This window comes from Variovorax defluvii, from assembly GCF_039541515.1.
Classification (GTDB): Bacteria; Pseudomonadota; Gammaproteobacteria; order Burkholderiales; family Burkholderiaceae_C; genus Variovorax; species Variovorax defluvii.
On record NZ_BAABGJ010000012.1, the window covers coordinates 1 to 25,270 of the forward strand.

Here is a 25,270-nt window from a genome sequence, read left to right on the forward strand (position 1 = left end):
ACTCGCCCGCCGGGGCGAATTCCCGGCTCCTGCGCCAAACAACAGGCAAGGCCAAAACAAGGGCCCAAGAAGCGAATTCCCGGCTCCTGCGCCACACAACCAGCAAGGCCAAAACAAAGCCCCCCGTGGCAAGCCACACCAAGAGCAACCCCAAACCAAAGGCCGCCCAGAGCCCTCACCCCTACCCAGAGGAAGCCATCCCGAGCAAGCGCCTCTCATGCGACCGCCTTCCCCATAATCCCCCGAGGCCGAAACGCCAGCACCAGAATCAGGATCACGAAGGTAAACACCACGCTGTAAGTCGGCGCATAAGCCAAGCCGTAGGTCTCCGCCAACCCGAGGATGGCCGACCCGATCGCCGCCCCCGGCACGCTGCCCATCCCCCCCACGATCACCACGATCAGCGAGGCCAGCAGGAGCCGCGTGTCCTCCCCCGGCACCATCGACAGCTCCACGGCACCGATCACGCCCCCCAGCCCCGCCAGGCCCGCGCCGAGCATGAAGGTGATGGCAAACACCATGTTCACGTTCACGCCCGAAGCGGACAGCATCCCGCGATCGTCCACGCCCGCGCGAATCATCATCCCCACCCGCGTGCGCGTCAGCAGCCACCACAGCCCCAGCCCGATCACGACGCCGAAGCCGAGCAGGGAAAGCCGGTACGCCGAATAGGCGCGAATCAGCGGAAGGTCGCGAATCGGCCCCTGCAGCCATGCCGGGGCCTCCATCTGATGCACCTGCCCGGTAAAGGTCCACAGCAGCAGATCGGCAATGACGATCGACAGCGCGATCGTCACCAGTGTCTGCCGCAGTTCCTGCCCCTGCATGTGCCGCAGCACCAGCAGCTGGATCAGCAGCCCCCCCAGCGCCGCCACCGCGAAGCCGGCGGCCAGCGCGAGGATCCACCAGCCGGTGCGATCCGCGACCACGTAGGCGACGTAGCCCCCCAGCAGATAGAGCGAGCCGTGCGCGAGGTTGACGTTGCGCATCAGGCCGAACACCAGGGTGAAGCCGCTGGCCACGATGAAGTAGAGCGAAGCCAGGGTCAGGCCGTTGAGCAGGGTGATCACGTACAGGCGCGCGTTGTCCACCAGCGCCCAGATGGAAAACACCGCGATCGGCCCGCCGACCAGCAGCCACAGCAGCCATCGCCATTTCATGCGGCGTGCTCCCAGGCCCGCTGCGACGCGATCTCCGGCGCCTTGGCGAACTCGCCGTCCTTCATCACCGCGAGGATGCGCTTCGGGTCCCGCAGGATGGCGATGTTGGCCAGCGGATCTCCGTCGACCAGCAGCAGGTCGGCGAGATGGCCGTCCTGGATGGTGCCCAGCTCGTGGCCCCGCATCATGATCTGGCCACCGTAGAGCGTGGCACTGCGGATCGCCTCCATCGGCGTGAAGCCCAGGTACTTCACGAAGAACTCCAGGTCGCGCGCGTTCTGGCAATGCGGCGTGAAGGCGAAGCCGTAGTCGCCCCCGGGCAGGATGCGCACGCCGCGCCGGTGCATGGCCTGGAGCGATTCGAGGGCCGCGTCCCATTCGATCTGGTAGCCCATCGCCACCGCCTTCTCGTGGGTGATGCCGTAGGGCTCGGCCTCGTGCAGCATGGCGTAGAGGATCGCGATGCCCGGCGCGACGAAGATGCGGTCCTTCGCGGCCTCCAGCATGTCCAGCGTCTCCTCGTCGGTGAAGCTGGCGTGGTAGATGACGTCGATGCCGTGGCGCAGCGCCTGCCTGACGGAGGCCGCCGAGCGCGCATGCGCGGTGCCGCGCTTGCCGCGCACGCGCACCTCGCGCATGGCAGCGTCGACCTCTTCGTCGCTCATCCAGGTGGTCTCGGCCGGCGAGTCGGGCGTGAAGTTGTCGCCCGAGAGGTTGAGCTTGATCGAATCGACGCCGTACTTGAGGAACATGCGCACCACCTTGCGCATCTCGTCGGCGGAGTTCACGTTCACGCCGAAGCTGAACTCGGGGAAGGGCAGGTGCGGCAGGGTCTCGTCGCCCAAGCCGCCGGGCACGGTGATCTCCTGGCTCGCCGCGAGGTAGCGCGGGCCGGGGATCTGGCCGGCATTGATCGCGTTGCGGATCACCACGTCCAGCCGCGGCTTGGCGCAGGCCGCGCCCACGCAGGAGGTGAAGCCGGCCTGCAGGTAGCGCTTCGCCACCTTGGCGCACCACAGCACGTGCTCTTCCAGCGGCATGCGCTGGATGGCGGAGAGGGTGGCCGCGTCGTTCCACGAGAAGTGCGTGTGGGCCTCGCACATGCCGGGCATCAGCGTGGCGCCGGCGCCGTCGACCACCATCGCGCCGCCGGGTGCGATCGGCGCCGTGCTGCGGCCCACCTGGCGGATGCGGTTGCCGCGCACCAGCACGCTGCCGGCGTAGGGGTTCTGGCCCGTGCCGTCGAGGATGCGGACGTTGGTGAACACGACGTCACTCATGGGCTTCTCCTGTGGGACGCACAGTTCGGGGAACACCGCGGAACCGGCCCCCGGGGAGGGGGTTGGCGGACCACACGGAGTGGCGGAGCCCGGGGGTGAACATGTCAGGCTGCCCAGCGCGTGGTGTGCGACCGGCGCACCGGCGGCGCGCGATGGAACTCGCCGTCCTTCATCACGGCCAGGATGCGCGTCTTGTCCTGCAGCACGGTGATGTCGGCCAGCGGGTCGCCGTCGATCAGCAGCAGGTCGGCCAGGTACCCCTCGCGCACGTAGCCCAGCACCTTGCCCATGCGCATCATCGGCCCGCCCCAGGCGGTGGCCGAGAGCAGGGCCTCCATGGTGCTCATGCCGATGTACTTGACGAAGTACTCCAGGTCCTTCGCATTGGTGCCGTGCGGCGTCCAGGCGAAGCCGTAGTCGCCGCCGGGCAGGATGCGGATGCCGCGCCGGCGCATGGCGCGCATGCTCTCGATCGCGGCCTCCAGCTCGCGGTGGTAGCCCATGCGGCGCGTCACCTCCGGCGTCAGGCCCCATTCGCTCGCGTGGTGGCAGGTGTTGATCAGCCAGGCCAGCCCGGGCGCGACGAAGTGCTCGAACTTGTGCGCCTCGAGCATGTCGAGCGCCTCTTCGTCGGTGAAGCTGGCGTGGTAGATCACCTCGATGCCCTGCTTCACGCATTGCTTGATCGACCAGGTCGAGCGCGCATGCGCGGCCACCCGCTTGCCCCAGGCCTTGGCCTCCTGCACGCAGACGGCGATCTCCTCCTCGGTGAACTGGCTCATCTCGCTGGGCATGCCGGTGATGGATTCGCCCGAGAGGTTGATCTTCAGCGAGTCGACGCCGTACTTGGCGAACATGCGCACGCAGCGCCGCATCTCCTCCGCGCCGCTGACCACGGCGCCGAAGGCGAACTCGGGCTGCGGCAGGTGCGGCTGGGTGGTGTCGCCCAGGCCGCCGGGCACGGTGATCTCCTGGCTGGCCGCGAGGTAGCGCGGGCCGACGATGGTGCCGTCGTTGATGGCGTTGCGGATCACCACGTCCAGCCGCGGCTTGGCGGTGGCGGCGCCGACACAGCTGGTCCAGCCCATGTCGAGGTAGCGCCGGGCCACCTCGGCGCACCAGAGGATGTGCTCCTCGGGCGGCATGCGCTGGATGGCGTCGAGGCTGGGCTGGTCGTTCCACGAGAAATGCGTGTGCGCCTCCACCATGCCTGGCATCAGGAAGGCGCCGGCGCCGTCGATCAGCTGCGCGCCCATGACCGGCGCGGCGCGGCCGCCGTAGCCGGTCTTCACCACGCGGGCGATCTTGTTGCCCTCCACCAGCACGTCGCCGGTGAAGGGCGCCTCGCCCCCGCCGTCGAAGACACGCACGTTGGTGAAGAGCACATCCGCCATGTCATCTCCTCGCGGTCTCGGCCAGGAAGTCGCGCAGTTCGCGCTGGCATTCCTCCGGCCGTTCGATGGGCGTCCAGTGGCCGCAGCGCGGCAGCACCACCACCCGCTTGCTCGCGGCCTGGTGCAGCCGGTCGGCCATGGCGCGCACCGCCTGCGGCGGCGCCACGCCGTCCTCGTCCCCGCTGACCAGCAGCACCGGGGCCTCGATGCGCTCCACCGCTGCCGCGGGCGCGCCGGCCAGTGCCTCGCAGCTGCGCGCATAAGCCTCGCCATCCTGTCGCATCAGGCTCTCGCGCACGAAGGCCACGGCCAGCGGCAGGCGCTGGCGCGTATCGGCCGAGATGGCGGTCTGCAGCAGGCCCTGAACGATCTCCTGCATGCCGGCCGCACCTTCCCGTGCCTTGGCGGCGCGCGCTCGCATCGCCGCACGGGCCGCGTCCGGCGGCGCGATCAGCGGGCCGAAGAGGGCGAGGCTGGCCGTGCGCTTCGGATGGTCGGCCGCGATGTGCTGGCAGACGATGGTGCCCATCGAGTGGCCGATCCAGTGCGCGCGCTCCACGCCCAGGCGCTCGCAGACGCGCAGCAGCGTGTCCACGTAGCGTTCGATCGAAAGCGCCCCCTCCGCCCGCTGCGAGCGCCCGCTGCCGGGCAGGTCCACCCGGATCACCCGGTGCCGTGCCAGCGCGGGCATGAGCGGCGTGAAAGTGTTGGCGCTGCCGCCCAGGCCGTGCACGCAGACCACGGCGGGGCCCTCGCCTTCCTCTTCCACCGCGACGCGGTCGATCGTCTGGAATGCCATGGCCGCCTACTCGAAGGGGTTCTCGATCACGCCGATGCCATCGATCTCGATGCGCACCACGTCGCCCGGGCGCAGCCACTGCGGCGGGTCCATGCCCATGCCGACGCCGGCCGGCGTGCCGGTGGCGATCACGTCGCCGGGAAAAAGGGTGATGCCGCGCGAGCAGGTCTCGATCAGCGTGGGGATGTCGAAGATCATGTCCTTCGTCAGCCCGTCCTGGCGCAGCGCGCCGTTGACCCAGCCGCGCACGCGGGTGGCGCGGCCGTCCATCTCGTCGGCCGTCACGATCCACGGGCCCATCGGGCAGAAGCCGTCGAAGCTCTTGCCCAGCTCCCACTGCTGGTGGCGCATCTGCACGTCGCGGGCGGTCAGGTCGTTGACGATGGTGTAGCCGAACACGTGGTCCATCGCGCGCGAGCGCGGGATGTCGCGCCCGCCGCGGCCGATCACCACCGCCAGCTCCGATTCGTAGTCGATCTGCACCGTGGTGGCGGGCGAGGGCAGTCGCACCGCGTCGCGCGGCCCGACCACGCATTCGCCCAGCTTGCCGAAGACGATCGGCCAGGGGTCGCTCTGCGGCATGCTGTCGCGGAACACCGTGCCGGCCAGCTCGTTCGCGTGCGCGCGGTAGTTGCGGCCGACGCAGAACAGGCTGCGCAAGGGGCGCGGCAAGGGCGCACGCAGCGACAGCACTTCGACGGGAAGCCGCGCGCCGGAAGGGGAAGGAAGGGGGTCGCCCTGCGCCAGGGCCTGGATCAACGGCAGCACGCCGGCGGAAGCATCGCGCAGCGCGAGGGGCGTGGCCTCGCGCCCGTCGGCCGAGATCGTGCCGACGTGCTCGCGTCCACCCCAACTCCAGCTGGCCAAGCGCATCGCCTTTGTCTCCGTCTTGTCCTGCGGTCACGCGCCGCTCGTGCCGGCCGCCGCAGGATCGATCGAGGAACTGTCGTCATGCTTTGAGACTTGCGTCTCAAATCGGGATCGGTGCATCATACGTTCCGACCTTGTCCCACCACAAGAAGACCCAGGGCCTTCCGAACCCGTAGAAACCCCATGGCGCGACTGAAGCACAAGCTGAGCGAAGCGCCCGCGCCGCCCGAGCGCGGCGTCAAGGCGGCGACCTTCAAGCTGCTGCTCGACACCGCCATGGACATCATTCGCCAGAGCGGCCACATTCCCTCGGTGGCCGAGGCGGCGGCCCGTGCCAAGGTCTCGCGCGCGACCGCCTACCGCTACTTTCCCAGCCGCAGCGCGCTGATCACCGCCGTGGTCGACAGCTCGCTCGGCCCGGTGCGGCGGCTGGCGTCGGACAACCCGAACGGGCGCGAGCGCGTGCACGAGCTGTTCGTGCGGACTTTCCCGCGCTTCAAGGAGTTCGAGGCGCAGATGCGTGCGGCGGCGCAGCTGTCGCTGGAGCAATGGGGCCTGGAGCGCGCCGGTCTGCTGGAGGAGGAGCCCTACCGGCGCGGCCACCGCGTGCGCATCCTCGAACACGCGATCGAGCCGCTGGCGCCGCAGCTGAGCGCCACGGTGCGCAAGCGGCTGCACCATGCGCTGTCGGTGGTGTACGGCATCGAGCCCTACGTGATCCTCAAGGACATCTGGGGCCTGGGCGACCGCGAGGTGGAGCGCACCGCGCTGTGGATGGCCGATGCGCTGATCGACGCGGCCCTGCGGGAATCGGAGCAGAAGCAGTCGGCGCGCGGGCGGCCGAAGCCCAACGGCACGCGGGTCGCCGCAGCGGCGGCGGCGAAGCGGCGCTGAGGCCGGCCGAAGTTCCGCCGAAGCTGGACCTGCGAATGGCCGAAGCATCCCGTTCGCCTGCCTGGTACGACGCGCAATACAACAACCGCGCCCGCATTCCGGAGCATCCCGCCATCCTGGCGCATTGGGCGGAAGCGTCGGCACGCGCCTACGAGCGCCCGGGCTGGGTGCTCGACGTGGCCTACGGCGGAGGCGCGGGTGAGCAACTGGATCTTCTGCCGGCCGGCCGCGCCGGCGCGCCGGTGCTGGTCTACATCCACGGCGGCTACTGGCGCGCGCTCGGCAAGCGCGACCAGAGTTTCGTGGCGCCGCCCTTCGCGGACGCCGGTGCGCTGGTCGTGCTGCTGGACTATGCGCTGTGCCCGGCCGTGAGCATCGAGCACATCGTGCTGCAGACGGTGAGGGCGCTGGCCTGGGTGCATGCGAATGCCGCCGCGCACGGCGGCGATCCGGCGCGCATCGTGGTGGCCGGCCATTCCGCGGGCGGGCACCTGGCGACGATGCTGCTGGCCTGCGACTGGCCGGCGGTGGCGCCGGGCCTGCCGCCGGACCTGGTCAAGGGCGCGCTGTCGATCTCCGGCCTGTACGAGCTGGAGCCGCTGCGGCATGCGCCTTTCCTGGCGGCCGACATCGGCCTGAGCGCTGCGTCCGCGCTGCGCTTGAGCCCCGCGGCGATGCCCGTGCCGGAGCGTGGCGAACTGGCAGTCGTGGTCGGCGGCGAAGAGAGCGAGGAGTTTCTGCGCCAGGCTGAACTGATCGCGCAGGCATGGGCCCCGCGCATCATGGACACCGAGCGGGTACAGGGTTGCAACCATATGGATGTGCTGCACGAGCTGGCGGATCCGGGGTCCAGGACGCACCGGCTGGGCCTGGCGCTTTTGAGGTTGCCTGAGAGCTAGTTTGTCCAAAATGGACAAATTGGTATATTGCGCCCCATGCAACAGGTAACGTCCAGCTACGCCAAACAAAACTTTGGCGCACTGCTCGAATCCCTCGCTCAGGGTCCGGTGGTCATCGAACGGCACAAGAAGATCAGGGCCATCGTGTGTTCGCCAGAGATGTTCCGGGATCAGTCGTCAGCGGACCGCGTCCTGGCCGAACGACGTGCCGCACGGGCTGCGCAACTGCTGGTCGAGAAGGATCGCCTCATCAAGCATCAGAAGGTGGCGATCGACTTGCTGCTGATGCCCAAGGCGAAGCGTGTTGAACTCATTCGGCGCGCGCGTGCCGAGGTGGCGAGGTGGCGCCGCGACCGTCTCTGCAGTCCCGAATACGCGGATCGCTGGGACGATTTGCTTAGCCGCCCCGTCGAGGAATTGGCCAGGGCCATGGGTTCCGATTCGCTCGATTGGGGCCCCGCGCTGCGGCAGAACTCTCCATGGCATGTGGTGGTGCCATGAAGCGCGCGTACCTTTTCAAGTTGTTCGAGGAAGCCCGCCGGCTGACCGGCCACGAGAACTACGTCGTCATCGGCAGTCTCTCGATTCTCGGGACCCAGGACGAGGACGAACTGCCGACGGAAATGTCCATGTCGAACGACATCGACTGCTACACCAAGGCCGATCCGGCACGCATCAACGACGCGAAGAATGCGCTGGGCGAAGGCTCGGAGTTTCACCGAGCCAACGGCTACTTCCTGGATCCGGTCTCGCCCAGCCTCCCCAGCCTGCCCGACGGCTGGGAAGCCAGGATGACGTGCATCGAGCAGGACAAGGTCCGCGTCTGGTTCTTGGACCCGGACGATGCCGCCGTTTCGAAATATGCCCGAAGCCAACCCAACGATCTTCGCTGGATTCGCTCCGGCATCCTGTCAGGGCACATATCGCTGCCCAAGGTCAAGGCCAGGATCGCTTCCACTCTCTTCCTCGATGCCGAAGAAGAGGCACGGGTCAGGACGCAGGTCGACGCGGATGTGTCCTGGTTCGGGACCGTGAAGGGTCGCCGCAAGAAAACGGTAAAGCCCGAACGCTCTTGAGCTTGTGGTGTGCGGGCGCACAAAAAAAAAGCCGCCCTCTCGGGCGGCTTTCTTGTCCCTTGCGAATACTCAATCCTCGACGAAGGCTTCCTCCCGCTTCGACTTCACCGCCGGCAGCAGCACGATCCCCAGCAGCAGCACCGCGCCCACCAGCAGCCCGGCCGAGAGCGGCCGCGTGACGAACACGCTCCACGAGCCGCGCGACAGCAGCAGCGCGCGTCGCAGGTTCTCTTCCATCATCGGCCCCAGGATGAAGCCCAGCAGCAGCGGGGCCGGTTCGGCGCGCAGCTTGATGAAGAGGTAGCCGACGAAGCCGAAGATCGCCACCATCCACACGTCGAAGGTGTTGTTGTTGGTCGAGTACACGCCGATGGCGCAGAACAGCACGATCGCCGGGAACAGGAACTTGTAGGGCACCGTCAGCAGCTTGATCCACATGCCGATCAGCGGCAGGTTCAGGATGATCAGCATCGCATTGCCGATCCACATCGAGGCGATCAGGCCCCAGAACAGTTCCGGGTTGCTGGTCATCACCTGCGGGCCGGGCTGGATGTTGTGGATGGTCATCGCGCCCACCATCAGCGCCATCACGGCGTTGGGCGGGATGCCCAGCGTCAGCAGCGGGATGAAGGAGGTCTGGGCGCCGGCGTTGTTGGCCGACTCGGGGGAGGCCACGCCGCGGATGTTGCCCTTGCCGAAGGCGGTCTCGCCCGGGCGCATCTTGATCTTCTTCTCCAGCGCGTAGGCCGCAAAAGCCGCCAGCAGCGCGCCGCCGCCGGGCAGGATGCCCAGGGCCGAACCCAGCGTGGTGCCGCGCAGCACGGCGGGCGCCATGTTCCGGAAGTCTTCCTTCGTCGGCCACAGGCCCTTGACCTTGTTGGTGAAGACCTCGCGCTCGTCGTCCGGGTGCGAGAGGTTGCCGATGATTTCGCCGTAGCCGAACACGCCCATGGCGATCACCACGAAGCCGATGCCGTCGGTGAGTTCCGGGATGTCGAAGGAGAAGCGCGCCACGCCGGAGTTGACGTCGGTGCCGACGATGCCCAGCAGCAGGCCCAGCACGATCATCGCCACCGCCTTCAGCAGCGAGCCGGAGGCCAGCACCACGGCGCCGATCAGGCCCAGCACCATCAGCGAGAAGTACTCGGCCGGGCCGAACTTGAAGGCCAGCTCGGTCAGGGGCGGCGCGAAGGCGGCCAGGATCAGCGTGCCCACGCAGCCGGCGAAGAAGGAGCCCAGGCCGGCGGCCGCCAGGGCGGGACCTGCCCGTCCCTGCCTGGCCATCTGGTAGCCGTCGATACAGGTCACGACCGAGGACGATTCGCCCGGCAGGTTGACCAGGATGGCGGTGGTGGAGCCGCCGTACTGGGCCCCGTAGTAGATGCCCGCGAGCATGATCAGGGCCGACACCGGCGGCAGCGCGTAGGTGGCCGGCAGCAGCATCGCGATGGTCGCGACCGGGCCGATGCCCGGCAGCACGCCGATCAGCGTGCCCAGGATGCAGCCGATCAGGCAGTACAGCAGGTTGGTGAAGGTGAAGGCGACGCCGAAGCCGGTCGCCAGGTTGTGAAACAGTTCCATGATGTCCTGGCCTTCTTTCAGCCCGAGATGAAGGTCGGCCAGACCTGGATCTGCAGCTTGAGCGCCCAGATGAAGGCCACGTAGCTGCCCACCGCGAGGATGGTGGCGAGGATCAGCACGTCACGCAGGTTGAAGTGCTCGCCCGCCATGCTGGAGATGATGGTCAGCGCGTAGATCGCGATGATCATGCCCATGGCCGGCAGCCCGATCGAGGGCAGGCCCCCCAGCAGCACGCCGAAGGCCAGGTTGGCCCCCAGCACGAAGGCCAGCGGCTTCCAGGCCCACTTGCCGATCTTCTCGCCGTCGACCGTCTCGACCACCAGGCCCTGGAACATGATGAACACGCCCAGAAGGGCCAGCAGAATGCCCAGCATGAGGGGGAAGTAGCCGGGACCCATGCGGGCCCCATCGCCAATGTTGTAGTTGGTGGCGCCGATGGCGAACACGCCCCCCACCACCGTGAACATGACTCCCGAATAGAAGTCGGCCTGACTCTTGATACGCATCGTCTCGATCCTCGTTGTGAACATCCGAGGGTCGTTTCCGGCGCCTGACCGCTGGCTGACCAGGGCTGTACGGACTACCACGTAAATGCGGTGCGAGCTCCTGGTTTTCCCTGATGAAAAGGGGGGTGGAGGTGCCGGGCGAAGCTCAGTTCCTGGTCGGCCGCCTCGCGATGCCCATCGTCTTGGCCAGGATGCCCAGCATCACCTCGTCGGCCCCGCCGCCGATCGAGGCCAGGCGGCCGTCGCGGTAGAGGCGCGACACCCGGTTGTCCCAGGTGAAGCCCATGCCGCCCCAGAACTGCAGGCAGGTGTCGGCCACCTCGCGCGTGAGGCGCCCGCACTTGAGCTTGGCCATCGACGCCAGGGTGGTCACGTCCTGCCCCTGGACGTAGAGCTCGCAGGCGCGGTAGGCGAGGGCGCGCAGGGCCTCCACCTCGGTCTGCAGCTCGGCCAGCTTGAACTGCACCCATTGCTGGTCGGCCAGGGTGCCGCCGAAGAGCTGCCGCTGCTGCGCCCACTCGATGGTGTCGCGGATGCAGGCTTCCATCGGCTCCAGCGAGCTGGCGGCGCACCACAGGCGCTCCTCCTGGAACTGCTGCATCTGGTAGATGAAGCCCTGGCCCTCCTCGCCGATGCGAAAGCGCTGCGGCACGCGCACCTCGTCGAAGTGGATCAGGCCGGTGTCGCTGGAATGCATGCCGATCTTGCGGATCTTCTTCGCCTTCTCGACGCCGGGGCTGTCCATGGGCACGATGACCAGCGACTTGTTGCGGTGCGCGGGACCGTCGCCGGTGTTCACCAGCATGCACATCCAGTCGGCCTGCAGGCTGTTGGTGATCCACATCTTCTGGCCGCTGATGAGGTAGTCGCCGCCGTCCTTGCGCGCACGGCTCTTGAGGCCGGCCACGTCGCTGCCGGCGCCCGGTTCGCTCACGCCGATGCAGCCCACCGCCTCGCCGGCGATCGCGGGCGCGAGGAACTCGCGGCACAGTTCGTCGCTGCCGAAGCGGGCCAGCGCCGGCGTGCACATGTCGGTCTGCACGCCGATGGCCATGGGCACGCCCCCGCATCGCACGTGGCCCAGGGCCTCGGCCATCGCCATCGAATAGGAGTAGTCCAGCCCGCCGCCGCCATAGGCCTCGGGCTTGTTCAGGCCCAGCAGGCCCAGGGCACCCAGCTTCGGGAAGATGGCGTGGGCGGGGAAGGCCTCCGCGGTCTCCCATTCGTCCACGCGCGGGTTGATTTCCTCGTCGATGAAGCGCCGCAGGGTCTTCTGGATCTCGAGGTGTTCGTGCGTGTATTCCATGCGTTGCTAGGACGCCAGCAGGCGCTCCTGCGCGATGACCAGCAGGCCGTCCATGATCAGCCCGTCCACCAGCTCGAAGTTGCCGTTCATGCTCGGCGCCATCTTCCAGGCCGCGCCGCCGGTCATGTAGCAGGCGGGCTCGGCGCCTTCGTGGGCGCGGACGTGCTGCACCATGCGCTCGATGGCGCCGGCGATGGCGTAGGTGCCGCCGCTGGTGAGGGCGTCGCTGGTGTTGGTGGGGAACTCGCGCACCTCGCCGGTCGGCACGTGCAGGCCGGCGGTGCCCGACTCCAGGGCGCGCAGCATGATGCCGTGGCCCGGAAGGATCAGCCCGCCGAGGAAGCGGCCGTGCACGTCCACCGCCTCCACCGTGACCGCGGTGCCGATCATCACCACCACCATCGGCCGCGCAGGGCCTTGGGACAGCATGCGGTGGCGCGCACCGATCATCGCGACCCAGCGGTCGGCGCCCAGGCGGGTGGGGTGGTCGTAGCCGTTGACGATGCCGGCCTCCGCGGCGCTGGAAACCACCCAGCGCGGCGAGCAGTCGAAGCGCTCGGTCACCTGCTCCTCGGCGCGGCGCCGCACGGCGTCGCCGGCCACCACGCAGCCGAGCATGGAGCTGGGCGCCGGCAGTTCCGCCCAGGGGCCGTCGGCCAGCCGCTCGATGTGGTCGAGGAACTCGGCGCCGTGGGCCAGCAACTGCGCGCCGGGACGGGCCGCGTCGAAGAGAGACCACTTGAGCCGCGTGTTGCCGATGTCGATCGCGAGGAATGCCATGCGCGGCATTATTGCCAGTTGCGTTCGCCGGTGCTCGCCATGGCGCGTGGGTGCCGGTTGTAATCGCGATGGGCGCCTACGCGGGGCCCGGCGTGCGCCCGTTAAATTCGCGCTTCCATCCACCGCACAAGGAGAAAACCATGGGTTTGCTGAGTTTCATCAAGGAAGCGGGAGAAAAGCTGTTCGGCGGCTCTTCGGCCCAGGCCGCCGAGCCGGACGCGAACAAGGTGGCGGGCGACGCCATCAAGACGTACATCGAAACGCAGAACCTGGGCCTGACCAACCTGGAGGTGAGCTACACCGCCGCGGACGGGCTGGTCACGCTGAAGGGCAACGCGCCGTCGCAGGAGGCCAGCGAAAAGGCCTTGCTCGCCGCCGGCAACGTGGCCAACGTGACCAAGGTGGACAACCAGCTGGTCGCGCCCGCGGCCGATCCCGCCCAGTACCACGACGTGGTCAAGGGCGACACGCTGTCGGCGATCTCGAAGAAGTACTACGGCGACCCGAACAAGTACAACGCGATCTTCGAGGCCAACAAGCCGATGCTGACGCATCCGGACAAGATCTATCCCGGTCAGAAGCTTCGTATCCCGAAGATTTAGCTCTCCCCCAGGCTCCCCCACTTCGTGTGGTCCGCCAACCCCCTTCCGGGGGCGACACCAGCGGCCCGGCAAAGCCGGTTCCGCGGTGTCTCCCGAACAGTCGGCCCGCCTTTGGCGGGCCTTCTATTTTTGTGGGTTAGTTTTGTTTCCAAGGGAGGCCGCGCAGGCGCCAGCCGCCTTTGCGGCCGCGGTGGCCTTCCGCGTCGGCGTCGCCCTCGAAGCCCTCAAGGATGTTGTAGGCCTCCACGCCCAGCGCCGCGGCGCGGCGGGCGGCGGCGATCGAGCGCACGCCGCTGCGGCACAGCAGCACCGCCTTCTTGCCGGCCGGCACCGCCTGGCGCAGGCCCTCGTCGAAGTCGGGATTGAGCGCCATGCCGGGCCATTGCTTCCAGGCCAGGCCGACGGCGCCGGGCACGTAGCCCACCCATTCGCGCTCGGCGTCGCTGCGCACGTCGATCAGCACCGCCTCGCCGTTCGTCATCCAGGCATGGGCCAACTCGGGTAGCACGTCGCCTGCGTAACCCTCGGCGGGGCGCACGCCCTCCGGCTGCTGGCCACCACCCGGCGCATGGGGTGCCACCGTCGGGCTCGAATCCACTTTGCTCATCGCTCGATCTTTCAATTCAGGGTAAATGCGGAGGGATTGCGGTCATTCGCTTCAATGATTTTTCACCAGTTCGTGAAAACCCTCTTTGTGACGTTTGTTCACGTGTCAAAGATCGGAAGTCTGGACTTTCCAGAGTCAGCTTAACGATGGAGACACACGCAATGACCGAGAACAAACCGAACCGCCGCCGCAGCCTGCTCAAAGGTGCCGCCGTGGCGGCCGGTGCCATGTCCGCACCCATGGTCAGCATGGCGCAGACCACGACGCTTCGCTTCCAGAGCACCTGGCCTGCGAAGGACATCTTCCACGAATATGCGCAGGACTTTGCCAAGAAGGTGAACGACATGGCCGGCGGCCGCCTCAAGATCGACGTGCTGGCCGCCGGGTCCGTGGTGCCGGCCTTCCAGCTGCTGGACGCAGTCGCCAAGGGCACGCTCGACGGCGGCCACGGCGTGGTGGCCTACTGGTACGGCAAGAACTCCGCACTGGCGCTGTGGGGCTCGGGCCCGGGCTACGGCATGGACGCCAACATGGTGCTGGCCTGGCACAACTACGGCGGCGGCAAGGCGCTGCTGGATGAGATCTACAAGGGGCTGAACCTCGACGTGGCCTCCTACCTCTACGGCCCGATGCCGACGCAGCCGCTGGGCTGGTTCAAGAAGCCGGTGGCGAAGGTCGAGGACATGAAGGGCCTCAAGTTCCGCACCGTCGGCCTGGCGGTGGACGTGTTCACCGACATGGGCACGGCCGTCAACCCGCTGCCCGGCGGCGAGATCGTGCCGGCGCTGGACCGCGGGCTGATCGACGCGGCCGAGTTCAACAACGCCTCCAGCGACCGCGTGCTGGGCTTCCCGGACGTGGCGAAGAACTGCATGCTGCAGAGCTTCCACCAGTCGGGCGAGCAGTTCGAGATCCTGTTCAACCGCGGCAAGCTCAATGCACTGCCGGCCGAGTTGAAGGCGATCATCGAGTATGGCGTGCAGGCGGCCAGCGCCGACATGAGCTGGAAGGCCATCGAGCGCAATTCCGCGGACTACATCGAGCTGAAGAAAGCCGGCGTCAAGTTCTACAAGACCCCTGATGCCATCCTGCGCGCGCAGTTGGCTTCGTGGGACAAGACGGTGGCCAAGAAGTCGACCGAGAACCCGATGTTCAAGAAGGTGCTCGATTCGCAGCGTGCCTTCGCCGAGCGGGCCGGCCAGTGGCAGAACGACTACAGCGTCGATTTCAAGATGGCCTACAACCACTACTTCGGACGGCAGGCCAAGAAGTCCTGACCATTCCAGCAGGGAGGGGCACCACGGTGCCCCTTCTTTTTTCTCATGCCCTGCACGGCAGGATTCCCGATGCAATCTCTTCTTCTGGCGGTCGACCGTTTCTCGACCTGGGTCGGCAAGACCTTCGCCTGGTGCGCGGTGCTGCTGACGCTCCTCATCAGCTGGGAGGTGTTCTCCCGCTACGCGCTCAACCGGCCGCATGCCTGGGTGCTCGACATGCAGATCATGCTGTACGGCACGCTTTTCATGACCGCCGGCGCCTACACGCTGGCCAAGAACGGCCATGTGCGCGGCGACGTGCTCTACGGTTTCTTCCGTCCGCGCACGCAGGCCAGCTTCGACCTGCTGCTCTACATCCTCTTCTTCCTGCCCGGCATCGTGGCGCTGACCTGGGCCGGCTGGGTCTATGCGGGCGAGTCGCTGGCGATTCGCGAGCAGACCTTCTCGGCCGAGCCGCTGCCGCTCTATCCCTTCAAGTACGTCATTCCTCTGGCCGGCGTCACGCTGATGCTGCAAGGACTGGTGGAGATCGTGCGCTGCGTGCAATGCATCCGCGACGGCGCCTGGCCCTCGCGCGAGGAAGACGTGGAGGAAGTCGACGTCGAGAAGCTCAAGGAGATGGTGCACGTGGACGACGCCGACATCCAGGCGCTGGACGCCGTGGTGGTCTCGAAGGAGCACAAGGCATGATCCGGCGCGAACTGTGGTTCGGCCTGAGCTTCATGGCGCTGATCGTGATCGCGGCCACCGTGATGCTGCTGCGCGTGGAAACGATCACCAACGGCCACCTCGGCCTGCTCATGCTGACACTGGTGGTGGTCGCGATCATGCTGGGCTTTCCCACGGCGTTCACGCTGATGGGCATGGGCATGATCTTCACCTGGTTCGCCTACGACCGGAACACCACGCACACGCTCGACCTGATGGTGCAGGCCGCCTACAAGACCATGGCGAACGACGTGCTGATCGCGGTACCGCTGTTCGTCTTCATGGGCTACCTGGTCGAGCGTGCCAACCTGATCGAGACGCTGTTCAAGAGCCTTCACCTGGCGCTGGCACGGCTGCCGGGCGCGCTGGCGGTGGCCACGCTGGTCACCTGCACGGTGTTCGCCACCGCCACCGGCATCGTCGGCGCGGTGGTCACGCTGATGGGCCTGCTGGCACTGCCGGCCATGCTGCGCGCGGGCTACAGCATTCCGCTCGCGGCGGGCTCGATCACGGCCGGCGGTTGCCTGGGCATCCTGATCCCGCCCTCGGTGCTGCTGATCGTCTACGGTGCCACGGCGGGGGTGTCGGTGGTGCAGCTCTATGCGGGCGCCTTCTTTCCCGGCGTGATGCTGGCCTCGCTCTACGTGGCGTACGTGATCCTGGTGGCGAAGCTCAAGCCGGACTGGGCGCCGCCGCTGTCGGCGGCGGACCGCGCGGTGAAGCTGCCTGCGCAGACGCAACGGCTGACCGCCGACGCCGGGCGCCACGCCTTCGCCGGGTTGATCGGTGCGCTCAAGGGCCGGCGCAATGCCGACGTGTCGACCGGCTTCCTGCTGCGGCAGCTGTTCATCGTGCTGCTGCCGGGCGTGCTGTTCGCCCTGCTGGCGTACACCAGCTATCGGGCCGTGACCACGGTGGCGGCGGTGGAGCAGTACGAGATCCAGGAGATCGGCAGTGCCCGCGGCGGCGCGGGCGAGGCCGCCAGCAGCGGTGTGCAGGAGCCGCCGGCGGAAAGCGAGGGTGGGCTCCAGGAGCCTGCGTCGCAAGGCCAGGGCGGCCTGGCCGAGCCGCCCGGCGCGGGCGCGGTGCAGGAGCCGCCGGGCGCTGAAACCAAGGCCGCGCCAGCGGGGGGCGCTGTCAAGTCCGAGGCCGCGGCGGCACCCGAGGAGGCAACGACCCGCCCGGCGCCCACCTGGTGGTGGGTCTGCTTCGCCGTGTTCGGCGCCATCGTCGCGCTGTTCTATCTGTTCCTGAGCTTCGCCAGGCTCGAGATCTTCAAGATGCTGCTGGCGTCCTTCTTCCCGCTGATGATCCTGATCCTCGCCGTGCTGGGGTCCATCGTGCTGGGGCTGGCGACGCCGACGGAGGCGGCGGCCATGGGCGCCCTGGGCGGCTTCCTGCTGGCGGCGGCCTACCGGCGGCTGACGCTCGGGGTGCTGAAGGAATCGGTGTTCCTCACCGCGAAAACGTCGGCCATGGTGTGCTGGCTGTTCGTCGGCTCGGCCATCTTCTCGGCCGCCTTCGCGCTGCTCGGCGGGCAGCAACTGGTCGAGGAGTGGGTCCTCGGCATGAACCTCACGAAGATCCAGTTCCTGGTGCTGAGCCAGGTGATCATCTTCATCCTGGGCTGGCCGCTGGAGTGGACCGAGATCATCGTGATCTTCATGCCCATCTTCATTCCGCTGCTGGACAACTTCGGCGTCGACCCGCTGTTCTTCGGGCTGCTGGTCGCACTGAACCTGCAGACGGCCTTCCTCTCGCCGCCGGTGGCGATGGCGGCCTTCTACCTCAAGGGCGTGAGTCCGCCGCACGTGACGCTGAACCAGATCTTCCTGGGCATGCTGCCCTTCATGGGGATCCAGGTGCTGGCGATCCTGTTGCTGTACATGTGGCCGCAAATCGGGCTGTGGCTGCCGCAGCTGCTCTACAAATAGGGTCGGGCCACCGGGAGGGCTTGTAGCGCGGGGAAGGGCGCAGAGGGGCGACGTGTCGCGGCGGCCGCCGACAATCGGCCGTTTCCGCCGACCCGAGCCCCGCCGCGATGCCCCCGATCGATCTGCTGTCCCGCCTGACACGCGCCCTGCGGCGCGTCGGCTTGCTGAAGCCCGCCACGGGGCGGTGGACGGCCGGCCGCTTCGAGCACCGGCACCGGCCCATCGACTACAGGCTCTTCGTGCCCGCGCGCAGCGTGCGCGGCCGGCGGCCGCTGCTGCTGATGCTGCACGGATGCACGCAGGACCCGGAAGATTTCGCGGCCGGCACGCGCATGAACATGCTCGCGGCCGAGCATGGCGTGCTCGTCCTCTACCCGACCCAGACGGAGACGGAGAACGCGGCACGGTGCTGGAACTGGTTCCTGCCCCAGAACCAGCGGCGCGAGCGCGGTGAGGCCGCCCTGTTGGCGGCGCTCGCACAGGCGATGGTGGACGAACACGACGCCGATCCGGCGCGTGTCTATGTCGCTGGCCTCTCGGCCGGCGGCGCGATGGCGGACATCCTGGGGCGCACGCACCCCGAGCTCTTCGCCGCCGTGGGCGTGCATTCCGGCGTGCCCCATGGCGCGGCGCGCGACCTGTTTTCAGGCATCGCGGTGATGAAGAGCGGTCCCGGTGCCCACCATGCGCCGGCGGGGCCGATGCCGCCCGTCATCGTCTTCCACGGCGACGCCGACGAGATCGTGCATCCGCGCAACGGCGAGCAACTGGTGGCCGATGCGCTGGCCGGCGGCGGCCTGCGGCCGGCCGGCGAGACGCGAGGGCTTTCGAAGGGCGGCCGGGCGTTCACGCGCCGCAGCTACGCCGATGCCCATGGCCGCCCGAGGGTCGAGCACTGGGTGGTGCATGGCGGCGGGCATGCCTGGGCGGGCGGCAGTGCGGAAGGGTCTTTTGCCGATCCGGCGGGGCCGGATGCGAGCGCCGAGATGCTGCGCTTCTTCCTCGCGCATCCGGGGCAGCCCTGAGTCCCTGGCTTACACATGGTTGCGCCGCTGGCGCGATAGTTCCAGAACTTTGCAATGCAGAAGCCGACGTGCGCCAGGGCTGGCGCGTTGGAAGGGGAGTTTGCCCCGAGGACCGATCATGACCCGACCCCACCTGCATCCCGCCGCTGCGCGCCGCGCCGGCGGCTGGCTGACGCGCCTGCTGATGCTGTCGATGCTGCTGCTGGCCGGCGCCGCCGCCCGGGCCCAGGAAGACCCGCCGGGCCGCGTGGCCCGCCTCAACGAGCAGCAGGGCGCCGTCAGCTTCTCGCCCGCCGGCGACGACGGCTGGTACGACGCGGTACCCAACCGCCCGATCACCACCGGCGACCGGCTCTGGACCGACCGCAACGCGCGCGCCGAATTGCAGGTGGACGCCGCCGCGCTGCGGATGGACGAGCAGACCCAGCTCGCGGTGTCCGAGCTCGACGACGAAGCCGCCCGCTTCACCCTGAGCCAGGGCCGCGTTCAACTGAGCGTGCCCGAGCTGCCCGACGGGCAGCGCCTGGAGATCGGCACCGCCAACGCGGCGGTCGTCGTCGAGACGCCGGGCGACCTGCGCATCGAGACCGATCCGGCCGCCGGCACCACCCGCGTGGCGGTGGCGGAGGGCAGCGTCACGCTCTATGGCGAGAACGGCGAATCGGTGGCGCTGGGCGCTCATCAGCAGCTGACCGTCTCGGGGCGTCAGCTCGCCGCGGTGAGCGGCGCACCGGTGCGCGCCGGCGACGCCGCCTTCGATCGCTGGGTGGCGGAGCGCGAGCGGCTGGCGGAGCAGTCCGTCGCGGCGCGCTACGTCCCGCGCGAAGTGCCGGGCTACCAGCAGCTCGATCGCTACGGCGACTGGCAGAACGATTCGACCTACGGTGCCGTCTGGTATCCGCGCAGCGTCGATCCCGACTGGGCGCCCTACCGGGACGGCCAGTGGGCCGAGATCGCGCCCTGGGGCTGGACCTGGATCGATGCGGCACCCTGGGGCTTCGCCACCTCCCACTACGGGCGCTGGGCGCGCGTCGGGCCGCGCTGGGGCTGGGTGCCGGGGCGCATCGGCCGGCGACCGGTCTATGCGCCGGCGCTGGTCGGCTTCGTCGGGGGTGGCGGCGCGCATGGCGACGTGGTGGCCGGCGGCCGCCCCGGCGTGGGCTGGTTTCCGCTCGCGCCCGGCGAGGCCTGGCGGCCCGGCTACCGCGCCAGCCAGCGCTACGTCGACGAGGTCAATCGGGCCATCGCCTACCAGCGTCAGCTCGCGCGCGCGGACTACCTGCACCGCAACACGCCGGGCGCGCTCTCGCTGGTGCCGGTGGACATCTTCGGCCGTGGTCCGATCGCGCGACGCGACTTCCTGCGCGTGCCGGAAGACCGGGTCGCCCAGATGCAGATCGCGCCGGCGGTGCCGGTGCCGTTGCGCGGTGACCGGCACTTCGGCGGCTTCGGCCGCTCGGCCTCGGCGCTGCCGCCGGCGGACCTGCGGCCGCGGCAGATCCAGGACCTGGAAGCGCGGCGGATGCAGCAGGGGCAACTGGCCCAGCAGCAGCTCCAGTTCCAGCAGCGGGCGGTGCAGGCCCAGCCGCAGATGCAATGGCAGCAGGCGCAGCGCCTCCGGGAGGCCCAGCAGATGCAACAAATGCAGCAGATGCAGCAGATGCAGCAACGGGATGCATGGCGCCAGCAGCAGGAAATGCAGCAGCGTGCCGCTCAGGCACAGGCCGAGCAGCAGATGCGCATGCAGCAACAGATGCAGATGCAGCAACAGCAGCAGCAACAACAGCAGCAGGCCCTGCGCGCCCAGCAGGAGATGCAGCAGCGCGCGGCCCAGGCCCGGCAACTCCAGATGCAGCAACTGCAACTGCAGCAGGCACAACAGGCACAGCAGGCACAACAGGCACAGCAGATGCAGCAAGTCCAGCAGATGCAGCGCTTGCAGCAGATGCAGGCCCAGCAACAGCAGGCCCAGCAACAGCAAATGCAGCAGCACAACGCACTGCGCCAGTCGCAGGAGATCCAGCAGCGCACCATGCAGCAGATGCAGCAGCGCGCCGCTGACGCGCGGGCGCAGCAGATGCAGCGCGCCATGCGGGATCCGCAGGGCGGCGACAGGCCCTGAAGGCCCGCGCCAGCAGTCCGTCCTTCGGCCGGCTAAAGTCGGCCGCAAGGAGCGGACACCCATGCGCACATTCGACTTCGACCTTTTCGTGATCGGCGGCGGCAGCGGCGGCGTGCGCGCCGCGCGCATGGCGGCCCAGCGCGGCGCCCGCGTGGCGCTGGCGGAATGCGCCGAACTCGGCGGCACCTGCGTCAATGTCGGCTGCATTCCCAAGAAGCTCTACAGCTACGCGGCCGGCTATGCCGAGTCCTTCGAGGAGGCCGCGGGCTTCGGCTGGCAGCTCGCGGGCGCGCCGCGCTTCGACTGGAATGTGCTCAAGGCCAACCGGGCGAGGGAGATCACGCGCCTGAACGGCATCTACAAGAGCCTGCTCGAAGGCGCGGGTGTGACCCTCATCCAGGGCTGGGCCCAGCTGGCCGACGCGAACACGGTGCAGATCGGCGAGCAGCGCCGCACGGCCCGGCACATCCTGGTCGCCACCGGCGGCATGCCCTTCCTGCCCGAGTTGGCGGGGCGCGAGCACGTGGTGGTGTCGGACGCGATGTTCGACCTCGACCCCTTTCCGAAGCGCCTGCTGGTGGTGGGCGGCGGCTACATCGCCTGCGAGTTCGCTTCCATCTTCAACGGCCTGGGCGCCCAGGTCACGCAACTGCACCGCAGCGCGCACCTGCTCAACGGCTTCGACGAGGACCTGCGCCAGTTCCTGGCCAAGGAGATGACGCGTTCGGGCGTCGACATCCGCTTCAACAGCGAGATCGGGATGATCACCCGCCAGGACAGCGGCCTGTGCGCGCTGCTCTCGCGCGGCCAGCGGGTCGAAGCGGACACCATCCTCTACGCCACCGGCCGCATCCCCAACACCCAGGGGCTCGGGCTGGAGGCGGCCGGCGTCGCGCTGGACGAGCGCGGCGGCGTGGTGGTCGATGCGCACTACCGCAGCTCGGTGCCTTCCATCTTTGCCGTGGGCGATGTCTCGACCCGCCAGCAGCTCACGCCGGTGGCGCTGGCCGAGGCCATGGCGGTGGTCGACGCCCTGTTCGGCGCCGGCCCGCGCGAACTGGACTACGAATTCACGCCGACAGCGGTCTTCACCCATCCCAACATCGGCACCTGCGGCTACACCGAGGCCGAGGCGCGTTCGAAGTTCGGCAAGCTCGACATCTACAACAGCGAGTTCAAGGCCCTGCGCCACACGCTCTCGGGCAGCGGCGAGCGCACCTTCATGAAGGTCATCGTCGAACGCAAGACCGATCGCGTGATCGGCCTGCACATGGTGGGGCCGGACGCAGGCGAGGTGGTGCAGGGCTTTGCAGTGGCGATGCGCGCCGGGGCCACCAAGAAGGTGTTCGACAGAACCATCGGCATCCATCCGACCGTCGCGGAAGAGTTCGTGACGATGCGTCAGCCGATGCCGGGCTGAGCGAGTCGGCCGCCAGCGGAATCAGCCGGTGCGAAGGTGGTCGTTGGGCGCGTTGCCTGAAAAACAGCAACTGTCGAATTGACAGCAACGAACTACCAAGGGTCGTGCCGGCGCCCGCGAGTGCTTCATCCTTCCGCCCCGCGCGACCGGTGCCCCTCCGCCAGCACCCAGTCCCGGAAGGCCGCGAAGCCCGGCATCTCCAGCCGGTCCGGCCGGTAGCAGAGGTAGTGGCCCTGGTCCACGCTGACGGGCGTGCCGCAGGGGCTGGCCAGCGCCCCGTCGGCGAACTCCGCCTGCACCAGCAGGCGCGGCACCAGGCCGATGCCCAGGCCGTTGAGCGCGGCCTGGATGAGGGCCGAGTACTGTGCGAAGCGTGGCCCGGCCACGGTGTGCACTTCCGGCACGCCGTGCTGCGCGGCCCATTGGCGCCAGGCCGTGGGCGCGCCCTCGTGGTGCAGCAGCGTGTGGCCCACGATGTCGGCCGGCCGGCCAATGCGGTGTGGGCCGGCCAGCAGCGCGGGTGAGGCGATCAGCACGAACTCTCGCCCGGCGATGTACTCGGAGACCACGCCCGGCCAGCCGTCCGGCCCATAGCGGATCGCGGCATCCACGCCGGCCGGAATGCCGTCGGTGGGCTCCAGGTGGCGGCTGAAGCTCAGCGTCACGTGGCGGCTCTTGCGGCTGAAGTCCGGCAGGCGCGGGATCAGCCACTTGGTCAGGAAGGTGGGCACGCTCGCCAGCGTGAGCAGGCCCGCGCCGGCATCGCCCGAGCGGGCCTCGAAGGTGGCGGTCTCGATGGCCCGCAAGCCGCCCGCGATCTTCTGCCAGTAGACCCGGCCCTGGGGCGTGAGCTGCACGCCGCGGCCGTTCTTCTGCAGCAGCTCGCGGCCGAGGAAGGACTCGAGCCCGGCGATCTGCTTGCTGACCGCGCTGACAGTGATGCACAGGGCCCCGGCGGCCAGCGTGATGCTCTGGTGGCGCGCCACCGCGTCGAAGGCCAGCAGTTCCTGGATGGTGGGGCAGTCACGCTTCATGCAGGGCCTCCGATCATGAAAGCTCGATGAAAAACAGTTTCCAAATGCTCAAGCGATCTCATCCAACTTTCACCCATCCGTGCGAAGCCGCTTTCTAGAATCCAGCCCGGAAGGCGGCACACGGCCGCCAAGACGCCAGAGACACTGGCGCATCCGGAAAGTATGCCGGGTGATCACGATGCTTCGGAGACATTCCACTTGATCCGCGCCCTCGCGCTCGTCTACGGCCTGTACCTGCTGCTGCCCATCGCCCTGCTGGCGATCGGCAGCGTGGGCGGCAGCTGGACCAACACGTTGCTGCCCAGCGGCGTCACCGGCCAGTGGTACCTCGACCTCTGGCAGGACACCTCCTTCCGAAAGGCCTTCGCCAGCAGCCTCGTGGTGGCGCTGTCGGCGTGCGCGATCAACACCGTGCTGGCGCTGCCGCTGGCCTATGCGCTCTACCACGGCGCGCGGCGCGGCAGCGGGCTGGCTTCGCGCATCGTCAGCGCGATGCCGATCGCGGTGCCCACGATCACGCTGGGCTTCGGCTACATGATCGTGTTCAACACCGACTGGATGCCCTGGCTGGGCTCGATGCCGCTGCTGATCGCCGCGCACGCGATCCATACCCTGCCTTACCTGACCAACACGCTGCTGACCGATCTGCGCCACCTCGGGCTGGAGCGCCTGGAGCAGGCGGCTTCCACGCTCGGCGCCTCGGGGTGGCAGCAGTTCACCGGCATCGTGCTGCCCAGCCTGCGCCAGAGCCTGGTCAGCGGGCTGGTGATGGTGGCGGCGATCTCGGTCGGCGAGTTCGGCCTGTCCAACCTGCTGACCAGCTTCCAGAACCGCACCTACCCGGTGGTGCTGCTGCAGGCCTTCTACGGCGCCACCGGCTTCGCCTGCGCGGCGACGGTGATCCTGCTGGTGCTGGCGAGCGCCTCGGCCCTTCTGTCTTCCTCTCTCGTCAGGCAACGCTCATGAGTCTCGTCCTGGACAACGTCAGCTACAGCTACCCCGGCAGCACGCAGGGGCTGCACGAGGTCTCGCTGGACGTGCGGACCGGCGAACTGGTGGCGGTGATCGGTCCGAGCGGCTCGGGCAAATCGACGCTGCTCAAGCTGGTCTCGGGCCTGGAAACCGGGCACGCCGGCCGCATCGCCCTCGATGGCGAGGACCTCTCGCACACGCCGGTGCACCGCCGCCACATCGGCATGGTGTTCCAGAGCTACGCGCTGTTCCCGCACCTGGACGTGCTGGACAACGTGGCTTACGGCCTCAAGCTGCGCAAGGTGCCGGCCGAGGCGCGGCGCCGGCGTGCGCGCGAACTGCTGGAGCTGGTCGGCCTGGGCGAATTCGCCGCACGCGCGGTGGCTCGCCTGTCGGGCGGGCAGCAGCAGCGGGTGGCGTTGGCGCGCGCCCTGGCCATCGATCCGCGCGCCTTGCTGCTCGACGAGCCGCTGTCGGCGCTGGACGCCAGCGTGCGCGGCCACCTGCGCGACCAGATCCGCGCCATCCAGCAGCGCTTCAACGCGACCACGCTGCTGGTCACCCACGACCAGGAAGAGGCGCTCACCATGGCCGACCGCGTGGCGGTGCTCAAGGACGGCCGGCTGCTGCAGATCGCCGCGCCGCGCGAGATCTACGAGCGCCCGGCCAGCCGCGCGGTGGCCGAGTTCGTCGGCCTCTCGACCCTGCTGCCGGCCAAGGTGGCGGCGCCCGGCCGGCTGGACCTCGGCTTCGCGGAACTGGCCGCGCCCACCGGGCAGCGCGCCGCCGGCGCGGCGGTGCACCTGTTGGTGCGGCCCGAGCACATCCGGCCCGACCCGCCGCCGGGCAGCCCCAACCGCCTGCCGGGCCGCGCCGGCGCGCAGCGCTACCTGGGCGCGCTCACGCGCTACGACTTCGAGGTGGCGGGCGCGCCCCGGCCCTTCCTGGCCGAGTCGGCGGCGCCGGCCGCCGAGACCATCGGCATCCCGCCGGAACACATCCGCCTGCTCGACGACTGAGCAGC

24 protein-coding genes are annotated in these 25,270 nt (G+C 68.7%); 13 read left to right on the plus strand and 11 right to left on the minus strand.

Going from position 1 to position 25,270, the window contains the following annotated elements; genetic code table 11:
- Positions 1-215: 215 nt before the first annotated feature.
- The 5 genes from ABEA07_RS07640 to ABEA07_RS07660 all read right to left on the minus strand — a co-directional run bounded on the left by ABEA07_RS07640 (position 216) and on the right by ABEA07_RS07660 (position 5,506).
- Complete coding sequence (locus ABEA07_RS07640; protein WP_345536951.1) at positions 216-1,160, minus strand: branched-chain amino acid ABC transporter permease; 945 nt, start codon at positions 1,158-1,160, stop codon at positions 216-218.
- Complete coding sequence (locus ABEA07_RS07645) at positions 1,157-2,440, minus strand: metal-dependent hydrolase family protein (RefSeq protein WP_345536952.1); 1,284 nt, start codon at positions 2,438-2,440, stop codon at positions 1,157-1,159. Before ABEA07_RS07645 ends, ABEA07_RS07640 begins: the two co-directional genes overlap by 4 nt.
- 104 nt (positions 2,441-2,544) lie before the next feature.
- Positions 2,545-3,834 carry a metal-dependent hydrolase family protein gene (locus tag ABEA07_RS07650; protein ID WP_345536953.1) on the minus strand — a complete coding sequence of 430 codons (1,290 nt, stop codon included), beginning with the start codon at positions 3,832-3,834 and terminating at the stop codon, positions 2,545-2,547.
- Position 3,835: 1 nt separating this feature from the next.
- Entirely contained in the window at positions 3,836-4,633 is a 798-nt protein-coding gene (locus ABEA07_RS07655) for an alpha/beta fold hydrolase (protein ID WP_345536954.1), read from the minus strand.
- A 6-nt stretch (positions 4,634-4,639) separates the two neighbouring features.
- Complete coding sequence (locus tag ABEA07_RS07660; protein ID WP_345536955.1) at positions 4,640-5,506, minus strand: fumarylacetoacetate hydrolase family protein; 867 nt, start codon at positions 5,504-5,506, stop codon at positions 4,640-4,642.
- Positions 5,507-5,686: 180 nt separating this feature from the next.
- Here ABEA07_RS07660 and ABEA07_RS07665 point away from each other — a divergent pair, with 180 nt between their 5' ends.
- From ABEA07_RS07665 to ABEA07_RS07680, 4 genes are read left to right on the plus strand one after another with little or no spacing between them, the layout of a single operon-like run.
- A complete protein-coding gene (locus ABEA07_RS07665) occupies positions 5,687-6,397 on the plus strand; it encodes a TetR/AcrR family transcriptional regulator (RefSeq protein WP_345536956.1) in 711 nt (236 codons plus the stop codon).
- Positions 6,398-6,432: 35 nt separating this feature from the next.
- Positions 6,433-7,296 (plus strand): alpha/beta hydrolase, encoded by an 864-nt coding sequence (locus ABEA07_RS07670; RefSeq protein ID WP_345536958.1) that lies wholly within the window; start codon positions 6,433-6,435, stop codon positions 7,294-7,296.
- A gap of 36 nt (positions 7,297-7,332) precedes the next feature.
- Positions 7,333-7,797: a type II toxin-antitoxin system Phd/YefM family antitoxin gene (locus tag ABEA07_RS07675; protein ID WP_345536959.1), complete on the plus strand. Its 465-nt coding sequence runs from the start codon at positions 7,333-7,335 to the stop codon at positions 7,795-7,797.
- 20 nt (positions 7,798-7,817) lie between these two features.
- Complete coding sequence (locus ABEA07_RS07680; protein ID WP_345536960.1) at positions 7,818-8,372, plus strand: DUF6036 family nucleotidyltransferase; 555 nt, start codon at positions 7,818-7,820, stop codon at positions 8,370-8,372.
- Positions 8,373-8,441: 69 nt separating this feature from the next.
- Here ABEA07_RS07680 and ABEA07_RS07685 read toward each other — a convergent pair whose 3' ends face one another.
- The 4 genes from ABEA07_RS07685 to ABEA07_RS07700 all read right to left on the minus strand — a co-directional run bounded on the left by ABEA07_RS07685 (position 8,442) and on the right by ABEA07_RS07700 (position 12,545).
- Positions 8,442-9,953 (minus strand): tripartite tricarboxylate transporter permease, encoded by a 1,512-nt coding sequence (locus ABEA07_RS07685; RefSeq protein ID WP_345536961.1) that lies wholly within the window; start codon positions 9,951-9,953, stop codon positions 8,442-8,444.
- Positions 9,954-9,970: 17 nt separating this feature from the next.
- Positions 9,971-10,459: a tripartite tricarboxylate transporter TctB family protein gene (locus ABEA07_RS07690; protein WP_345536962.1), complete on the minus strand. Its 489-nt coding sequence runs from the start codon at positions 10,457-10,459 to the stop codon at positions 9,971-9,973.
- 145 nt (positions 10,460-10,604) lie between these two features.
- Positions 10,605-11,765, minus strand: a complete 1,161-nt coding sequence (locus tag ABEA07_RS07695) for an acyl-CoA dehydrogenase family protein (protein WP_345536963.1) — start codon at positions 11,763-11,765, stop codon at positions 10,605-10,607.
- A gap of 6 nt (positions 11,766-11,771) precedes the next feature.
- Complete coding sequence (locus ABEA07_RS07700) at positions 11,772-12,545, minus strand: type III pantothenate kinase (RefSeq protein ID WP_345536964.1); 774 nt, start codon at positions 12,543-12,545, stop codon at positions 11,772-11,774.
- A 140-nt stretch (positions 12,546-12,685) separates the two neighbouring features.
- Between ABEA07_RS07700 and lysM the strand changes: the two genes are divergently transcribed.
- Complete coding sequence (gene lysM / locus ABEA07_RS07705) at positions 12,686-13,147, plus strand: peptidoglycan-binding protein LysM (protein WP_345536965.1); 462 nt, start codon at positions 12,686-12,688, stop codon at positions 13,145-13,147.
- Positions 13,148-13,283: 136 nt separating this feature from the next.
- Here the strand turns inward: lysM and ABEA07_RS07710 are convergent, their stop codons facing one another.
- Positions 13,284-13,754, minus strand: coding sequence for a rhodanese-like domain-containing protein (locus ABEA07_RS07710; protein WP_345536966.1), 471 nt, complete (start codon positions 13,752-13,754; stop codon positions 13,284-13,286).
- A 161-nt stretch (positions 13,755-13,915) separates the two neighbouring features.
- Between ABEA07_RS07710 and ABEA07_RS07715 the strand changes: the two genes are divergently transcribed.
- The 6 genes from ABEA07_RS07715 to gorA all read left to right on the plus strand — a co-directional run bounded on the left by ABEA07_RS07715 (position 13,916) and on the right by gorA (position 22,240).
- Positions 13,916-15,031 (plus strand): TRAP transporter substrate-binding protein, encoded by a 1,116-nt coding sequence (locus ABEA07_RS07715; protein WP_345536967.1) that lies wholly within the window; start codon positions 13,916-13,918, stop codon positions 15,029-15,031.
- A gap of 69 nt (positions 15,032-15,100) precedes the next feature.
- Positions 15,101-15,721, plus strand: a complete 621-nt coding sequence (locus tag ABEA07_RS07720; RefSeq protein WP_345536968.1) for a TRAP transporter small permease subunit — start codon at positions 15,101-15,103, stop codon at positions 15,719-15,721.
- A complete protein-coding gene (locus ABEA07_RS07725; protein WP_345536969.1) occupies positions 15,718-17,673 on the plus strand; it encodes a TRAP transporter large permease in 1,956 nt (651 codons plus the stop codon). Before ABEA07_RS07720 ends, ABEA07_RS07725 begins: the two co-directional genes overlap by 4 nt.
- A 107-nt stretch (positions 17,674-17,780) precedes the next feature.
- On the plus strand, positions 17,781-18,698 hold the full coding sequence (locus ABEA07_RS07730) for an extracellular catalytic domain type 1 short-chain-length polyhydroxyalkanoate depolymerase (protein WP_345536970.1): 918 nt from the start codon (positions 17,781-17,783) through the stop codon (positions 18,696-18,698).
- A 118-nt stretch (positions 18,699-18,816) separates the two neighbouring features.
- The gene (locus ABEA07_RS07735) at positions 18,817-20,820 is read left to right on the plus strand and encodes a DUF6600 domain-containing protein (RefSeq protein WP_345536972.1); all 2,004 of its coding nucleotides are present in this window, start codon (positions 18,817-18,819) and stop codon (positions 20,818-20,820) included.
- Positions 20,821-20,881: 61 nt separating this feature from the next.
- Positions 20,882-22,240, plus strand: a complete 1,359-nt coding sequence (gene gorA / locus ABEA07_RS07740; protein WP_345536974.1) for a glutathione-disulfide reductase — start codon at positions 20,882-20,884, stop codon at positions 22,238-22,240.
- Positions 22,241-22,365: 125 nt separating this feature from the next.
- Here the strand turns inward: gorA and ABEA07_RS07745 are convergent, their stop codons facing one another.
- Positions 22,366-23,274: a LysR substrate-binding domain-containing protein gene (locus tag ABEA07_RS07745; RefSeq protein WP_345536976.1), complete on the minus strand. Its 909-nt coding sequence runs from the start codon at positions 23,272-23,274 to the stop codon at positions 22,366-22,368.
- 198 nt (positions 23,275-23,472) lie between these two features.
- On the opposite strand from ABEA07_RS07745, the gene ABEA07_RS07750 reads away from it, so the two are divergent.
- Both ABEA07_RS07750 and ABEA07_RS07755 read left to right on the plus strand, forming a co-directional pair.
- Positions 23,473-24,240 carry an ABC transporter permease gene (locus tag ABEA07_RS07750; protein ID WP_425584085.1) on the plus strand — a complete coding sequence of 256 codons (768 nt, stop codon included), beginning with the start codon at positions 23,473-23,475 and terminating at the stop codon, positions 24,238-24,240.
- Positions 24,237-25,265 (plus strand): ABC transporter ATP-binding protein, encoded by a 1,029-nt coding sequence (locus ABEA07_RS07755; protein ID WP_345536978.1) that lies wholly within the window; start codon positions 24,237-24,239, stop codon positions 25,263-25,265. The genes ABEA07_RS07750 and ABEA07_RS07755 overlap by 4 nt, the downstream gene beginning before the upstream one ends.
- Positions 25,266-25,270 lie beyond the last annotated feature (5 nt).

Excerpts from the sequence above, each read along its gene's own strand:
- ABEA07_RS07685 (WP_345536961.1), bottom strand. The coding sequence starts at position 9,953 with ATGGAACTGTTTCACAACCTGGCGACCGGCTTCGGCGTCGCCTTCACC.
- ABEA07_RS07675 (WP_345536959.1), top strand. The coding sequence starts at position 7,333 with ATGCAACAGGTAACGTCCAGCTACGCCAAACAAAACTTTGGCGCACTG.
- lysM (WP_345536965.1), top strand. The coding sequence starts at position 12,686 with ATGGGTTTGCTGAGTTTCATCAAGGAAGCGGGAGAAAAGCTGTTCGGC.
- ABEA07_RS07715 (WP_345536967.1), top strand. The coding sequence starts at position 13,916 with ATGACCGAGAACAAACCGAACCGCCGCCGCAGCCTGCTCAAAGGTGCC.
- gorA (WP_345536974.1), top strand. The coding sequence starts at position 20,882 with ATGCGCACATTCGACTTCGACCTTTTCGTGATCGGCGGCGGCAGCGGC.
- ABEA07_RS07665 (WP_345536956.1), top strand. The coding sequence starts at position 5,687 with ATGGCGCGACTGAAGCACAAGCTGAGCGAAGCGCCCGCGCCGCCCGAG.
- ABEA07_RS07650 (WP_345536953.1), bottom strand. The coding sequence starts at position 3,834 with ATGGCGGATGTGCTCTTCACCAACGTGCGTGTCTTCGACGGCGGGGGC.
- ABEA07_RS07730 (WP_345536970.1), top strand. The coding sequence starts at position 17,781 with ATGCCCCCGATCGATCTGCTGTCCCGCCTGACACGCGCCCTGCGGCGC.
- ABEA07_RS07745 (WP_345536976.1), bottom strand. The coding sequence starts at position 23,274 with ATGAAGCGTGACTGCCCCACCATCCAGGAACTGCTGGCCTTCGACGCG.
- ABEA07_RS07700 (WP_345536964.1), bottom strand. The coding sequence starts at position 12,545 with ATGGCATTCCTCGCGATCGACATCGGCAACACGCGGCTCAAGTGGTCT.
- ABEA07_RS07640 (WP_345536951.1), bottom strand. The coding sequence starts at position 1,160 with ATGAAATGGCGATGGCTGCTGTGGCTGCTGGTCGGCGGGCCGATCGCG.
- ABEA07_RS07720 (WP_345536968.1), top strand. The coding sequence starts at position 15,101 with ATGCAATCTCTTCTTCTGGCGGTCGACCGTTTCTCGACCTGGGTCGGC.
- ABEA07_RS07755 (WP_345536978.1), top strand. The coding sequence starts at position 24,237 with ATGAGTCTCGTCCTGGACAACGTCAGCTACAGCTACCCCGGCAGCACG.
- ABEA07_RS07660 (WP_345536955.1), bottom strand. The coding sequence starts at position 5,506 with ATGCGCTTGGCCAGCTGGAGTTGGGGTGGACGCGAGCACGTCGGCACG.
- ABEA07_RS07655 (WP_345536954.1), bottom strand. The coding sequence starts at position 4,633 with ATGGCATTCCAGACGATCGACCGCGTCGCGGTGGAAGAGGAAGGCGAG.
- ABEA07_RS07645 (WP_345536952.1), bottom strand. The coding sequence starts at position 2,440 with ATGAGTGACGTCGTGTTCACCAACGTCCGCATCCTCGACGGCACGGGC.
- ABEA07_RS07710 (WP_345536966.1), bottom strand. The coding sequence starts at position 13,754 with ATGAGCAAAGTGGATTCGAGCCCGACGGTGGCACCCCATGCGCCGGGT.
- ABEA07_RS07725 (WP_345536969.1), top strand. The coding sequence starts at position 15,718 with ATGATCCGGCGCGAACTGTGGTTCGGCCTGAGCTTCATGGCGCTGATC.
- ABEA07_RS07690 (WP_345536962.1), bottom strand. The coding sequence starts at position 10,459 with ATGCGTATCAAGAGTCAGGCCGACTTCTATTCGGGAGTCATGTTCACG.
- ABEA07_RS07735 (WP_345536972.1), top strand. The coding sequence starts at position 18,817 with ATGACCCGACCCCACCTGCATCCCGCCGCTGCGCGCCGCGCCGGCGGC.
- ABEA07_RS07695 (WP_345536963.1), bottom strand. The coding sequence starts at position 11,765 with ATGGAATACACGCACGAACACCTCGAGATCCAGAAGACCCTGCGGCGC.
- ABEA07_RS07670 (WP_345536958.1), top strand. The coding sequence starts at position 6,433 with ATGGCCGAAGCATCCCGTTCGCCTGCCTGGTACGACGCGCAATACAAC.